Annotated in this window: 9 protein-coding genes; all 9 read left to right on the top strand. The window is 40.3% G+C overall.

The window, feature by feature from the left end:
• On the top strand, positions 1-1,199 hold a 1,199-nt coding region (locus B2V92_RS08345), incomplete at its 5' end, for a retropepsin-like aspartic protease (protein ID WP_293306787.1).
• 5 nt (positions 1,200-1,204) lie between these two features.
• Positions 1,205-2,329: a thioredoxin family protein gene (locus tag B2V92_RS08340; protein WP_293306785.1), complete on the top strand. Its 1,125-nt coding sequence runs from the start codon at positions 1,205-1,207 to the stop codon at positions 2,327-2,329.
• 222 nt (positions 2,330-2,551) lie between these two features.
• A complete protein-coding gene (locus B2V92_RS08335) occupies positions 2,552-4,057 on the top strand; it encodes a glycerophosphodiester phosphodiesterase family protein (RefSeq protein ID WP_293306783.1) in 1,506 nt (501 codons plus the stop codon).
• A 514-nt stretch (positions 4,058-4,571) separates the two neighbouring features.
• Entirely contained in the window at positions 4,572-6,941 is a 2,370-nt protein-coding gene (locus B2V92_RS08330; RefSeq protein WP_293306781.1) for a phosphocholine-specific phospholipase C, read from the top strand.
• 109 nt (positions 6,942-7,050) lie between these two features.
• Positions 7,051-9,921: a ligand-binding sensor domain-containing protein gene (locus B2V92_RS08325; RefSeq protein WP_293306779.1), complete on the top strand. Its 2,871-nt coding sequence runs from the start codon at positions 7,051-7,053 to the stop codon at positions 9,919-9,921.
• Positions 9,922-9,958: 37 nt separating this feature from the next.
• Positions 9,959-10,585 carry a response regulator transcription factor gene (locus B2V92_RS08320; RefSeq protein WP_293306777.1) on the top strand — a complete coding sequence of 209 codons (627 nt, stop codon included), beginning with the start codon at positions 9,959-9,961 and terminating at the stop codon, positions 10,583-10,585.
• Positions 10,586-10,723: 138 nt separating this feature from the next.
• Positions 10,724-11,056, top strand: a complete 333-nt coding sequence (locus tag B2V92_RS08315) for a VOC family protein (protein ID WP_293306775.1) — start codon at positions 10,724-10,726, stop codon at positions 11,054-11,056.
• A 2-nt stretch (positions 11,057-11,058) separates the two neighbouring features.
• Complete coding sequence (locus B2V92_RS08310; protein WP_293306773.1) at positions 11,059-11,925, top strand: helix-turn-helix transcriptional regulator; 867 nt, start codon at positions 11,059-11,061, stop codon at positions 11,923-11,925.
• A 287-nt stretch (positions 11,926-12,212) separates the two neighbouring features.
• Positions 12,213-15,392, top strand: a complete 3,180-nt coding sequence (locus tag B2V92_RS08305) for a SusC/RagA family TonB-linked outer membrane protein (RefSeq protein ID WP_293306771.1) — start codon at positions 12,213-12,215, stop codon at positions 15,390-15,392.
• Positions 15,393-15,395 lie beyond the last annotated feature (3 nt).

Genomic DNA, 15,395 nt, shown 5'->3' with positions numbered 1-15,395 from the left:
CAGGGAAAGAGAGTGGGGTTTATGTAGATGGGGATTACAAATTGCGCTACGCCGATTTATTCGACCAGCTTTATGGCATGAACCGCTATAAAAAATCGGTATTGGTGGCTAAAATCCCCTTCGAAGTGCAGGACGGATCGATTATTTTAACGGTTAAGGTAAATGACCATAAAAGACCGCTAAAATTACTTTTTGATACCGGTGCCGATGGAATGGCAATTACAAAGGCACTTGCCGATTCGGTAGGGATTAAAGCTACCCGACAGCAAAATACTTCGGTGGTGGGCGGAAATATGCAGATTTCAGTCTCTGAAGGCAACACCATCCAGCTGGATACTTTTGTACTGAAAAACCAGAGTTTTGCCCTTTTTCCCGAAATGCATAAAGGCAATGATGGCATTATCGGGAACAGCATCGCCAAAAGTTACATTACCAAGGTCGATTTTGATAAGAAAGAACTATGCCTTTATAATTTTGGCGATTACCAATACGAAGATAAAGGTACATCCGTTCCGGTTAAAATGCCTGCCGGTCTGTTTATTATTCCAGGGGAAGTAAGTGTTACGCCAGGGCAGGTAAATGCAGGCGAATTTGTGTTTGATACCGGCGCATCGTACAACCTGATCTGCTTTAGGCCATTTGTTAAAAAAAATAAGCTGCTGGTAAGCGGTTTTAAGCCCGAATACAATGGTACAACCACCAGTATGGGCATGAGCACACCAACCTACAGCGGAAAAGCGGTGGCATTTTCTTTCGCCAATATGCCCAAACAGACAGATTTCCCGGTTACTTTAATGGCCGGCGGTGGACAAAGCGAAAACTGGAATCCCGGTTTTGATGGATCAATCGGCATCCGCACCATTAGCCGGTACAATTTTACCATCAACATGCAGAAAAAGGAAATCCATTTTTCTCCCAACCGTACCTTAAATTTTCCGCACGATTTTGTTCTGGGCAGTTACCTTTTCGGCTTCGGTCAGGACGGCAAATTAAAGGTTCTTAGCCTGATTGCCGCCGAGGAAAATCCTACTTTAAAAATTACGCAGATAATAGACAGCATTAACGCAATCACAAGCGAAACGCTACTGAAAGATCCCAAAAAAATGGCTCAGGTTTTAGGCCTGGCTTCGGGCAGCAGCATTAAAATTACTTACCAATTAAATGGTGCTGTGCAAAGCACTTCCATTATCAAAAAATAAAAAACATGAAAAAATTAATCACCATAACCACCCTATTGCTGCTATCGTTAAGCGGTTTTGCCCAAAACTTAAAAGAGGTATTAAAGCAGGCAAAAAAAGAGAACAAACTGGTGTTTGTTGATTGCTATTTTACAGGTTGCATTCCCTGTGCAGAAATGGATAAAGATGTTTTTCCGAATGCTGCGGTAAAAGCAGAAATCGAAAAAAACTTCCTTATACTCAAAGTTGATATTTTTAAAGATAAACTGGGAGATACCTTAAAAGTGCAGCATATTTTAAATGGTTTTCCAACTTTTCTGGTTTTAAATGGCGATGGAAAATTAATCAGTTCGTCTTCGGGATTTAAAGATCCGGGCAACCTGTTGAACTTATTTACCGATGCGCGTAAAAAGGCAGCTCAGCGTCAGTTTTTATCCGGTTATGCTACAGATTACGACTCAAAGAATTATCCGCCGTTTTATGTAGAATTCTGCAAAACTCGTAAAGGAATAACTGCAGGTACTTTGGCGGCTTATAGCGATACCCTGAAAAATTTCAAGGCTGTAAATGCTTTATTGCCATATCTCGTTTCGAGATCGGCCGATGAAAAAGCCATTCGGACAATTTTTGCGGAGTATAAAACTTTCGCTGCACTTTATGGCGAAGAGGTTCTTCAACCGGTTATTGATCATGGTTTAACCCAAAAATTGGGCCTCCAACTCAAAAATAACCTGAATGACAATGCTTTTGAAAGCTTTTTGGCAAACGAGAAAAAATATTTCCCTGAAAAAACATGGAAAGTGTGCCTTCAAACGCTCGGAAGTAGGTATTATCTGGGTATAAAAAAAGATACAACAGCTTATTTAAATTTTGCGATAAAAAATCCGGTGCTATACCAATATCATTTTAGCGCGCTTTATAACGCTATGTTGGCTAAAAAAAGTTTAACACCAGATCGTTTACAGCTTTTCTGCAAATGGGCAGATGCCATTATTACCGAAAACAGTAGCCTCGAACTGATGAAAATAGCCGCTTCGATACAACAGCAGGCCAAAAATGAAGCCGGTTACAAGCGTTTTGTAGCCATGGCGAACACTTATGCGCGTAAATATCAGATGCCTACAGAAAATATAATTTCGCAATCAAAATAATAAAATTTACACCTCGTAGAAGGGTGGAATGTTGAGTAGTTAATAACCAAAATAGCTTATCCGGATGGATAAGCTTTTTGTTTTTGTTCATATAATGGTTACATTAACTTTATTTTGTTTTCGGGCTAAAAATCTACTTTTGGTCTTTCGTCCGGATAACAAAGCTGGCATAACCTTATGGATTTCCCATATAGAATAACAGCTCTTTAAATAAACCAAAACATGAAACGAGTACTTATTTCTGCACTGATGTTGTTCATTTTTACTGCTTCTTTTGCCCAAAAATTTAACTGGAACAAAAACCAGGTAATTGCGCACCGTGGGGCCTGGAAGAAAAATAATTTCCCCCAAAATTCGATAGCTTCTTTAAACGAGGCTGTAAAACTGGGCTGTTATGGTTCGGAATTCGATGTATGGATGACGGCCGATGGGGTTTTGGTGATTAACCACGATCCTGAATTTCAGGGTTTAACCATCGAGAAGGTCAGTTATAACGAATTGTTAACGAAAACCATGACTAACGGAGAGAAAATACCAACCTTGGAAGCCTACCTTTTGGAAGGTAAAAAACAAAAAAGTACCAAACTGATTTTGGAAATTAAACCATCATTGATCAGTAAGGAACGCGGTATCGAAGTAACCAATAAGTGCGTGGATATGGTGCAGAAATTAAAAGTAACCGATTGGGTAGAATACATCAGTTTTGATTATGATTACTGTAAACGCGTTTTAGCTTTATTGCCAAAAGCAAAAGTGGCTTACTTAAGGGGCGAAATTAGTGCCGAACAGCTGAAAACGGATAAATTAACGGGTGTTGATTACCATTACAGCGTTTACCAAAAAGATAACTGGATAGAAAATGCACAAAAACTGGGTTTAACCGTAAACGCCTGGACGGTAAATACTGTACCCGAAATGCAATGGCTTTTGGCGCATAAGGTAGATTACATTACCACTAACGAACCCGAACTGCTTTTCGAAGAAATTAAAAAAACACCTGTAGCACAGGGTTGGAAATTAAAATGGGCCGATGAATTTGATGATGCCGGGTTGCCATTAACCAAAAACTGGAGTTACGATGTGGGCGGTAAAGGCTGGGGCAACAAAGAGCTTCAATATTATACTGATGGTGATAGCGCAAATGCCGTGGTAAAAAAAGGAAATCTGAATATTACGGTTATAAAAGCCGATAAAGATGCCAATCATTATACTTCGGCGAGGTTGGTAACCAAAAATAAATTCGATTTTAAATATGGCAGGGTAGAAGTTCGTGCCATTTTGCCAAAAGGAAGGGGCTTGTGGCCTGCAATATGGGCTTTGCCAACCAATTGGAAATATGGCGGCTGGCCAAAAAGTGGCGAAATTGATATTATGGAGCACGTAGGTTACGATCCGGATAGTGTGCATGGAACCGTGCATACCGAAAAATTTAACCACGTCATCAAAACCCAGGTAGGTAAGGCTTTAAAGGTAGAAAATCCTTATACCGAATACCATGTGTATGCAATAGAATGGTTTGCCGACCGTATCGACTTCTTTATCGACGATCAAAAGTACCTCACTTTTAACAATACCAAAAAAGGATCGGGAGATTGGCCTTTCGATCAGAATTTCCATGTGATTTTAAATGTAGCCGTTGGTGGCGGTTGGGGCGGAAAAAAAGGTGTTGATGATGCCATTTTTCCTGCAACCATGAAAGTTGATTATGTAAGGGTATTCCAGAAATAATGTAAGATGGTTTTAGTTCAATAGTTCATTAGCCATTTGGTAATTGCAAACTGCCAACTGAGAATTGCCACATTGCTTGATTGTTTCATTGTTGGGGTTAACTGGTTAATTGTTTAAATCGGTTAACTGAGAATTGCAAACTGCCAACTGAGAATTGCCACATTGCTTGATTGTTATATTGTTGGGGTTAACTGGTTAATTGTTTAAATCGGTTAACTGAGAATTGCAAACTGCCAACTGAGAATTGCCACATTGCTCGATTGTTATATTGTTGGGATGAATCGCTTGTGAGACTGTGGACGCTAGACTAAGGACTTTGGACTAAAGTTGGCTAACTGTAAATTGATTTTCGATCGCTGTATTTTGAACATTGTGATTTGATTATTGGTAATTGATTATAAATTTTTGTATTGCGGAATTGTTGGATATATAGCTCGCCTGACTTAGGACTGCAGACTTAGGACTTTGGCCTAAAAATCATAACTTGCGGTATCTAAGCTATATTGTATAATTTATGGACTCACGTAGAGAATTTTTAAAAAAAGCGGCCTTGTTTGCCGGGGCCACGGGCATGGCCAACACTTTGCCCAGTTCAGTGCTAAAAGCCATGGCCATCAACCCAGCGCCGGGCAGCACGTTTTATGATGCAGAGCACATTGTTTTTCTGATGCAGGAAAACAGATCTTTCGATCACATGTTCGGTAAAATGAAAGGCGTACGCGGATTTAACGATCCACATCCGCACATCCAGCCCGATGGGAACAAAGTTTGGTTGCAAAAAGATGGTCAGGGTTATACCTATGCACCTTTTCATGTCGACATTAACAAAACAAAAATTACCTGGCAGGGTGGTTTACCGCATTCATGGAACGATCAGGTTGCCGCTCGTAACGGAGGCCGTTATGACAAATGGCTGCCGGTTAAAACACCGATGACTTTGGCCTATTATGATCGGAACGACATTCCTTTTTATTACGCCATGGCCGATGCATTTACCATTTGCGATCAGCATTTTTGTTCGTCGCTAACCGGTACAACACCAAACCGCCTTTTCTTCTTTACCGGAACCGTTCGTGGAGAAAAAAGCGCCAACCGCGTAGCTGTGGTGAATAACGATCAGGCCGAATCGCAGAACAATGTATTTGTAGATTGGCCAACCTTCCAGGAAACATTGGAAGATAACGGAATCGACTGGCGTATTTACCAGAACGAACTCTGGACATCGAGACTTCCTGAGGGAGAAATAGATGATTGGTTAGGAAATTACGGCGATAACCCTGTTGAATACATCAGCAGGCATAATGTTAAATTATCGGCTTATTTCAGAAAAAATGGCGATAATACCGTTAAACCAGCTTTAACAGCCAAAGAAGTTCAGGAGAAATACGATAAATTGTCGCAAAAAGAGAAAAATCTGATCGACAAAGCCTTCACCACCAATATTTCACAAAAAGATTATTTGGAATTGGAGCCTTTTACCTTTAAAAACGATCAGGGTCAGTCTGAAACCATAAACGTTCCGAAAGGTGATATTTTTCACCAGTTTAGAAAAGATGTGGATAGCGGAAAACTGCCGGCCGTTTCGTGGTTGGTGGCACCACAACGTTTTTCTGACCATACCAGCTCGCCTTTGTACGGAACCTGGTATGTAAGCGAAGCTTTAGATATTTTAACCAAAAATCCGGAGGTTTGGAAAAAAACCATTTTTGTTTTAACCTACGATGAAAATGATGGTTATTTCGATCATCAGCCACCTTTTGTGGTTCCGAACCCTGATGATCCGACCAGCGGAAAAGTGTCTAGCGGAATCAATTATGCTACCGATTTCGAGGCCAGAAAGGGAAGTTCGATTGGTTTGGGCTACCGTGTACCTTTGGTTATTGCTTCGCCATGGAGCAAGGGCGGTTTTGTAAACTCCCAGGTTTTTGACCATACCTCTTCATTGATGTTTATGGAAAAATGGCTGGCCAAAAAAACAGGCAAAGCGATTAAAAGCAACAACATCAGCGATTGGCGCAGAAACATCTGTGGCGATTTAACATCTGTGTTCAGGCCTTATAATGGTGAAGAAATTAAATCTCCGGAGCCGTTAAAACGTGATGTGGTAGTAACCAATATCGGCAATGCCAAAAATAAACCGGCGCAGGTTGGCCCAACCGCTTTGAATAAAACCGAAGTGGCGAAAATCAATAAATTCGAAGCATTTTCACGTGAAACATCGGTACACGCACCAAAGCAGGAAAACGGGACCAAACATGCCTGTGCACTGCCTTACCATTTAATGGTTGATGCTAACCTGGTAAACAACGAAATCGAACTTACCTTCCAATCGGCTAAAACTTTATTTGGCAGCGAAACAGAAAGCATTGGTGCACCATTTAACATGAATACCATTTCCATATTTAAAGGCGTGGCCGGAAAAACATGGGCCTATGCTGTAAAAGCCGGAGATGTTGTAAAAGATAACATCAAAATAGATGATTTTGATAGTGAAGCTTACGATCTGGCCATCAGTGGGCCGAATGGTTTTTACAGGTATTTTGCCGGAAGTAAAAAGAATCCTGCCGTTTCGATAAAAACCTATCCCGAACAAAGTGGTTTGGTAAGTAAAAAACTTAACGGAAATCTGGTTTTTGCCATCGAGAACAAAAGTACCGCTTTAATAACACTACAGATTATCGATAACAAATACAAAACCGGTATTAAAACGGTAAGCATAAAACCAAAATCGACAGCTAATACCGTACTTAATCTGGCTAAAAACGCCAACTGGTACGATTTCAGCATTGTACAAACCGGTAATACTGTTTTTAAGCAACGTTATGCCGGTAAGGTAGAAACCGGGGAAATTACCCAAACCGATCCATATATGGGTAACGCATAAAAATATCCCCCTTTCTGGGGGATAGCATTTGAAAGAAATTATACTTATTTTGTATTATATGTGCAGTAAACTGTCTATAGTAAAGATAAATGTTATAATTTCTTTCATTTTGGCTTTTAGTCTCCGGCTAGCGGCCCAAAGCTATAACTTTACCAATTACAGTTTAAAAGACGGTTTGCCCCAATCGCAGGTAATGGCCATTTATCAGGCTCAAGATAGAACACTTTGGCTGGGAACATTCGGTGGTGTAAGCAATTTCGACGGGAAGGAATTTACCTCTTACAGCAAAGCCGACGGTTTGGGTTCGAATTCAATAAACAGCATTGTTGAAGATAATCAGAATCAGCTTTATTTCGGTACAGAATCGGGTATCAATATACTTAAGAAGAGAAAAATAAGCACCATATTTTCCGGTAAGAGTGTAAGCCATCTGTTTAAAGATAAACAAGGGAATATTTGGGGAGTAAGTGAACGTAAACTCTTTAGAATAGAAAAAGGAAAGCCGGTTTTTCATTCCATCGCCGATAAATACATCAATGCCATAAGTGCCGATCAGGATGGAAACCTTTATGCAATTGTTGCAGAAAAAGGGATTTACCAACTTAAAAACAATAACTGGGTAATTTATCAGGAGTTACCGGGCGCACTAAATGCCTTGTCGATCAGGAAAGTCCTTTTCGATAGAAAGATAAAGAATAAATTTTACCTGCTTACTTACCGCAGTGGTATTTATGTGGTTGAGAACGGAACGGTAAAACCATTTTTCAACAATAAATCCATCGATACCTATTACGCCATAGCGCAGGATAGCAAGGGAAATATCTGGATCGGATCGGAAAAAGGGGCCTACCTTGTTTGCGAAAACGGTTTGTTTATCTATTTCAATGCCGACAATGGATTGAGTGATAACCAGGTAAATGAAATTTTCAGCGATGCAGAAAACAACATCTGGATATCATGCTTTAGTGATGGCATTTATAAATACGAGGGCGATTCCTTTATCCGTTACAATAAATTTAAAGGGCAGAACATTGCCTATCCCATCAGCGGCATCGCTGCCGATAAAAATAACAACCTCTGGTTCGGCACTTACAATAAAGGGATTTTTAAATACGACGGAAATAACGTAACCAACATTAACCACCCCGCATTTAAGAATAACAAAATTTACTTTGTGTATGCGGATAAAGCGAAAAATATCTGGATCTCGACTTATGGAAATGGGGTATGGAAATATGATGGAAATAAATTTTCGCAGATATTAAAGCCCGAGCGTTATGATAACAGTTCGATCGCCGAAGATAGTGAAGGTGGGATCTGGATCAATGGATTAAAATCTTCGACCTATTTAAAGGATGGTAAAGTTGAAAAAATAACCGGTTTTGAGGGATATTCGTCCTGTATTTTTCCTTTTCCACTAAGTAAGGACAGTGTGCTGCTGGGTACATCGAACGGTGTTATGCTCATCAGAAGCAAAAAGTTGGATAAAACCTTTCGGATCAAATCCCTTCAGAATGCTTATGTGCTTACCATCATTAAACACGGCAATAACCTGGTTTTTGCCACACTTGGCGATGGTATCATCACCTGGGATCTAAAAACAAAAGTAAGTAAACGTTATGTGGTTGCCAATGGATTGAACTCGAACGATATTTATAGCCTTGCCACAGATGATAAAAATAATTTATGGGCGGGTACCGGCCGCGGGATAAATAAGTTAACCTATAACAAAGCGGAACAACGTTACGAGGTTTTCAGGGATCAGCCGCTGGTTGTGGAGTGCAACCAAAATGCCATTATAAATTACAAAAACAATATCTTGGTAGGTACCATCAACGGATTGGTCAGGTGCGAAACATCGCTACCGGCCGAAAACAGAAAAAGTCCGTTTATCCATATCCAGTGCATTAATGTATTCCACAAAAACGACCGTTCAAAAGATCTTTGTATCGATTTAAACCGGAAAAAGGAGGGGTTTTATAAATTGGATTATAGCCAGAACCACATTGCCATCAGCTTTAAAGGGGTTTATCTTACCAATCCGTTAAGTGTACAGTACCGCTACAAACTGGTTGGCATAGATAACGATTTTAGCAAACCTGTGCCCAATACCGAGATCGAATACTCGGCCATTAAGCCCGGTAGTTATACTTTTCAGGTTTATGCCATAGCAAATGGTCAGCAATCCAATATCGAGCAGTTCAGTTTTACCATTGTACCGCCAATTTACGATACCGTTTTATTTAAGATTGGTGCTTTTCTGGTACTGATATTTTTGATATGGCTTATTTTTTACCTGATTTTTAAAACGCGTGAACGGAAAAAACACCAGTTTGAAAAACTGAAGCAGAAAGAGCAGGAAAAAATCAGGAAGCAGACCGCCGAAGATTTTCATGATGATATCGGGAATAAATTAACCCGGATTAATGTTTTATCGGAGATTTTAGATAAAAAAGTGGATGGTTCGGAGAAAGAGCAGAAGGAATTAATCCGTTTAATCAGGGAGAACGCAGGCCTGCTGTATACCGGAACAAAAGATATCCTTTGGGCACTTGATCCGCATAGCGACAACCTTTTTGAAATTTTGGTGCACATTAAAAATTTCGGGATAGATTTATTCCAGAACACAGGTGTGGATTTTAAAATGGAAGGTGTGCTGGCCAAATACGAAAAGTTGCACCTATCAATGGAGTTTAACCGTAACCTTACCCTTATTTTTAAGGAGATGCTGAATAATGTATTAAAACACGCCCATGCCACACAGGTACTGATTATGGTGATCGAAACCGATCATAATACCATTAATATTTTAACTACCGATGATGGTAAGGGTTTCGATCTCGAATCGGTAGAAAGGGGGCGGGGTTTAAACAATATCCAAACCCGCTGTAAACGGATAAAATCTACTTTTCAGATCTCTTCTGTTAAGGGAAAAGGCACTACCACTACAATTTCTACGCGTATTCCTGTTACAAAATGAAATAAATGCCATCTAACCACTAAATATACCCCACGCAATGAATCAAATTTTACGAATCGTTTTAATAGAAGATGACGATATTATCAGGATGGGCTACCAATCGTTGCTAAACGATGTAGATGATTTTAATGTTGTAAATGCTTATGCATCTTACGATCTGGCCAAAAAACATTTAGAAACCGATAATCCGGATGTAATTTTGCTTGATATCCAGATGCCGGGTACGAATGGTTTACAGGCGCTGCCCATTATTAAAAAAGCCCTTCCAAGTACCAATATTATTATTTTAACCGTTTTCGATTCTCCCGAACTGGTTTTCGAAGCTTTAACCATGGGCGCTGGTGGTTACCTTACCAAAAACTCGAGTGCCGCAAAAATTATAGATGCTGTTAGGGAAGTGAGTACCGGGGGTGGCGCCATGAGTACCAATGTGGCCAGGATAGTGATGCATTCCTTCCAAAAAAACCTCAATTCGCCCCTTACCAAAAGGGAAACCGAAATATTGGATAGGATTGCCAACGGACAAACAAAACCGCAGATTGCCAACGATCTCTTTATCGATCAGGAAACGGTTAGGAGCCATGTAAAAAATATCTACATCAAACTCGATGTAAACTCGAAGGCCGATGCCATTAAAACAGCAAAAGAAAAGCGGTTTATTTAAGCCATAACAATACCTTTCGAAAAAACAATGCTAAAATCACCCTTTTTGGGTGATCCTCCCCGTTCAATTTCGGTTTAATTTTACATCATACAATTAAACGCGGTAATGAACCAGTCTGCAAAATTATTTTATGTGCAAGTGAAGCAACTAAATGATGCAGACGCCTTCTATACCAATTGTTTAGGTATGCTTACCGAGAAAACCATGATCGCTGATCAGGAGAAAGGAATATTGGTTAAGGCCGATGGCGAAACCAATATTTTTCTTTCGGAACGTAAGCACCATAACCAAACCAATAAAATTGTATTGAACAGCGATGATTGTTTAGAAGATTATTGCAGGCTGAGATCGAGAGGGGTTATTTTTAAAAAAACGCCATCTTATTTAAGCGAAGGTTTAAGTGTCGAATTTTCTGATCCTTATGGTAACAATTTTATCATTCTGGAACAACGTAACTATAATGAGGATTGAACATGAGGTACGTAAAAGAATTGAGCAACAGGAACAAAATTATAAGCGAACACACTTGCGAAGCGCTTTACGAACAGCAGAACGACGCGTATACCATCAAATTTGTTTTTAACGGCGCCGAAGATTGCGAAATAAACAAACGCAGGTTCTGCATTTACCCCGATACTTTTGCCGTGGTAAACGCCGGAACCAATTTTTGCAGCAAGATAGATTCGATAAATCCTGTAAATACGCTTGCCGTTTCCTTTGGCGAAAATTTTATAAAGGATTTTCACCATACCTTCTCCAGCAGCAACGAAAGTTTATTGGATGGAAAAGAAGTTAAGGAAGCACCGGCATTTATCGAATCGCTATATCCTTTTACCGGCGATATGCGTTTTAATGTGCTGCACCTTAAAAAACAGCTCGATAAGGGCTTAAAAGATGAAATGCTCATCAACGAATATATGTACCACTGCCTTTTAAACTATTATAAAATTTATGATAGGGAAGTGGTACAGAAACTGGATAGGCTCAGCTTTATCAAAACCAAAACCCGCGAAGAGGTTTTAAAAAGGTTAACATTGGCCAAAGAGTATATCTGTAGTAATTACGATCAGAATATCACACTGGAAGATATTGCCGAGCAGGCCTGCTTATCGGTTAACCACCTGCTGAGGACATTTAAGGAGGCTTATGAAACCAGTCCTTACCAGTTTTTGATGCAGCTGAGGTTAAACCGGGCCAAAGGATTGTTACAGACCACCAGCTATTCGTTAAACGAAATTGTGGGTTTGGTGGGTTTTGAATGCCCAAGTTCATTCATCAGGTTATTTAAAAACACATTCAATATTACCCCTTTAAAGTATAGGAAGAGTAAGTTGAATTAAATATAAATAGTGATTTCTGCATATTTTCTATATGGGGATGAAACTATTTTTGAAGCTCTTGCAGGACAATTTGTAGAAGTTTTTTCCTGTTTAGGTTAATAATGATTAAAAAAGCAAACTGCCAGGATTGGAGTTTGCTTTTTTGTTTTATGGCCCATCCCTCAAAATGGTGCTTTTTGCACATTTTCAGGTTTTTATACCACCTAAATTGCTTATTGATTTGGTTTCATGCATCCCAGCATGAAAACTAAAGAGCAAACTAATTACTAACTATTTATTTACAAAACATGAAACAAAAATTACTATTGATTTTAATGGTGACGGTTTTGTCTTATTTTAATGCCCTTGCGCAGAATAAAACAATAACCGGAAAGGTGGTTGATGCAGACGATGGTTTACCATTACCTGGAGTATCGATAAAAGTAAAAGGCACCACCCAGTTAACCCAAACCACAGGGCAGGGAGATTTTTCAATTTCTGTGCCTGCAAATGCACAAACTTTAGTGCTAAGCTATGTTGGCTATACCGAGCAGGAGGTAAGAATAACGGGCGAAAAGTTAAATATACGTTTGGTATCATCCTCTAAAAACCTTCAGGATGTGATTGTTGTTGCCTACGGAACAAGTAAGAAGGAAGCCATTACGGGTTCGGTTGCAACATTAAGTGCCAAACAATTGGATAACCGTATTATCACAAACGTTACCAATGTTTTATCTGGTGTTGCCCCTGGTGTGGTAACTACCTCTGGAAATGGTCAGCCAGGTAGCAGTTCGGCAATCCGTATCCGTGGTTTTGGTTCTATATCTGCATCAAACAGTCCGCTGTTTGTATTGGATGGATCCGTGTATGATGGCGAACTGGGCGATATCAATCCAAGCGATATCGAAAGCATTTCGTTGTTAAAAGACGCTTCATCTTCTGCACTTTACGGATCGCGTGCTGCCAACGGTGTGGTTATTATTACCACCAAAAAAGGTAAATCGGGCGAGCCAACCTTTAATGCAAGCTTTAGTCAGGGTTTTTCCAAAAGGGGCATTCCCGAATACAATAGGGTAGGCACATTAGATTACTACCCTTTAATGTGGCAGGCCTTAAAAAACAGTCTGGTATACCCAACAACTGTTGGCACCGGAATAAGTGAAGCTGCTGCGGCTGCACAGGCATCAAATACGATACAGGGCCAGTTGGTGTATAATCCGTTTAATGTGCCCAACAACCAGATTGTAGGAGTAGATGGTAAGTTAAATCCCAATGCACAATTGCTTTATAACGATTTTGATTGGTTTAAACAGGCTTCGCGGGTAGGAAAACGTACCGAATTTAATGTTAATTCGAGCGCCAGCAACGGTAAAACCGATTATTATTTCTCAATGGGTTATTTAAAGGATAACGGTTATTTAATTAAAACCGATTTTGAGCGGTTTAATGCCCGTATTAATGTAAATACCCAGGTAAGACCGTGGCTAAAAACAGGGGCGAACCTTTCGGGGAGCTTATCAAATGGAAATCTGGCACAGGATGCCTCAACCGGTAACGCCTCGGCTTTTGTAAATGTTTTCAATTTTGCAAGGGGTATTGGCCCAATTTATCCGGTACATGCGTATGATGCCAGTGGTAATCCGATTTATACCACTACGGGCGAGCAATGGTACGATTACGGTGGCCATCCGGGAGCTGTTAACCGTCCGCAGGGCGCATCGGCCGGCCGAAATGTAATTTATGAAACCCTGTTAAACGACGTAACCAGCCGCAGACTTGCCTTAAACGGGCGTGCCTTTGCCGAAATTAAATTTTTAAAAGATTTTACTTTCAGGCCGAGTATCAGTATCGATTTTATCAATTCTTACAGTAGCGAATACCGCAACCCGATTGTGGGCGATGGCAGTACGGTTGGAGGCTCATCAACCAAACGTAGCACGCCAACACAGAGTTATACCTTTAACCAGGTGCTATCATACAATAAATCGTTCGGAAGCCATAATGTAAGTGCTTTGGCCGGACATGAAAACTATGATTACGACTGGCGCAGGTTAAGTGCAACAAAACAAAGCCAGATTTTAGATGGCAATACGGAGTTTCCTAATTTTGTTACTCCGAGTGATGCCGGTGGATATAAAGATACCTACCGCATCGAATCGTATTTTGGTAAAGTGGGATACAACTACCTTGAAAAATATTTTGTTGATGCCTCTATCCGCCGTGATGGTACTTCCCGTTTATCAAAACAATCGAGATGGGGAACGTTTTTCTCTGCCGGTGCCTCATGGGCAATCAACAAGGAAGATTTCCTTAAAGATGCATCCTGGATTAACGATTTAAGATTGAAAGCTTCTTATGGTGAGGTTGGAAACGATAATCTGATTGATGCAACACTGGTAGAGCACAATAGCCTTTATTATAATTATCAGGCCTTTTATGAGTTGGGTTGGAATAATGGCAGCGAACCGGGTTTGCTTCTGGCCACGGCAGCAACACCCAACCTGAAATGGGAATCGGTAAATACCTTTAACACAGGTGTAGCTTTTAGTTTATTTAATAACCGATTAAAAGGAGAGGTAGAGTATTTTAAACGTGGTTCATCAAATTTATTATTTGCTGTGCCACAACCACTTTCCGATCCAATTACATCCATCCGCCGTAACATCGGTTCGATGTACAATACCGGTATCGACCTGCAGTTAAGCGGCGATATTGTAAGATCCGACAATTTTAACTGGAATTTATTGAGCAACTGGTCGTGGTTAAAAAATAAGATCACCAAAATGCCTGCTGAAACACCTACTGTAACCAGCGGTACCAAAAGGCTTGAAGTTGGGCGTGATATTTATGCTTATTACCTTCGTCAGTGGGCAGGTGTTGACCCAACAGACGGTTCGGCGCTTTTTGAACCTAATGCTGGCGTAACAACCGATCTGCGTACGGTAAACGGTCGTGTGTTAACCACCAACATCAACAATGCCCGTTCTGACTACTCCGGTTCGGCCATCCCAGACCTCTACGGATCGGTTACCAATACATTTAGATATAAAAACTTTGGTCTATCATTCCTGATCAGTTATCAGATAGGAGGTAAATTCTACGATCAGAACTACCAATCGTTGATGGCCACTACTTATGGATCAGCATTGCATGCTGATGCATTGAATTCGTGGATGACCCCTGGCCAGGTTACCGATATCCCACGTTTGGATATTGGCCGTTCGAGCCAGTTTAATGGAACATCGAGCCGTTGGCTGATTGATGCATCGTATATCGCTTTCCGTAATGTAAACCTATCATACACTTTGCCACAGCGCTGGTTAAGAGGGGCTACATTAAGTAATGTAAGGGTGTTTGCTGTAGGCGAAAACCTGGGTTTAATATCTAAACGCAAGGGGATGGACCCAACAGAATCATTTACAGGTTTAAATACAACCAATTACGTGCCTTCGAGAATGATCAGTTTTGGCGTTAATGTTTCACTTTAAAAT

Source organism: Pedobacter sp. UBA5917 (assembly GCF_002432345.1).
In the GTDB taxonomy this organism is placed as follows: Bacteria; Bacteroidota; Bacteroidia; order Sphingobacteriales; family Sphingobacteriaceae; genus Pedobacter.
This window is presented reverse-complemented; position numbering and strand designations above follow the sequence as displayed.

What these genes read in the sequence shown, in the direction of transcription:
- B2V92_RS08330 (WP_293306781.1), top strand. Translation starts at nt 4,572, where the DNA reads ATGGACTCACGTAGAGAATTTTTAAAAAAAGCGGCCTTGTTTGCCGGG.
- B2V92_RS08305 (WP_293306771.1), top strand. Translation starts at nt 12,213, where the DNA reads ATGAAACAAAAATTACTATTGATTTTAATGGTGACGGTTTTGTCTTAT.
- B2V92_RS08310 (WP_293306773.1), top strand. Translation starts at nt 11,059, where the DNA reads ATGAGGTACGTAAAAGAATTGAGCAACAGGAACAAAATTATAAGCGAA.
- B2V92_RS08340 (WP_293306785.1), top strand. Translation starts at nt 1,205, where the DNA reads ATGAAAAAATTAATCACCATAACCACCCTATTGCTGCTATCGTTAAGC.
- B2V92_RS08335 (WP_293306783.1), top strand. Translation starts at nt 2,552, where the DNA reads ATGAAACGAGTACTTATTTCTGCACTGATGTTGTTCATTTTTACTGCT.
- B2V92_RS08320 (WP_293306777.1), top strand. Translation starts at nt 9,959, where the DNA reads ATGAATCAAATTTTACGAATCGTTTTAATAGAAGATGACGATATTATC.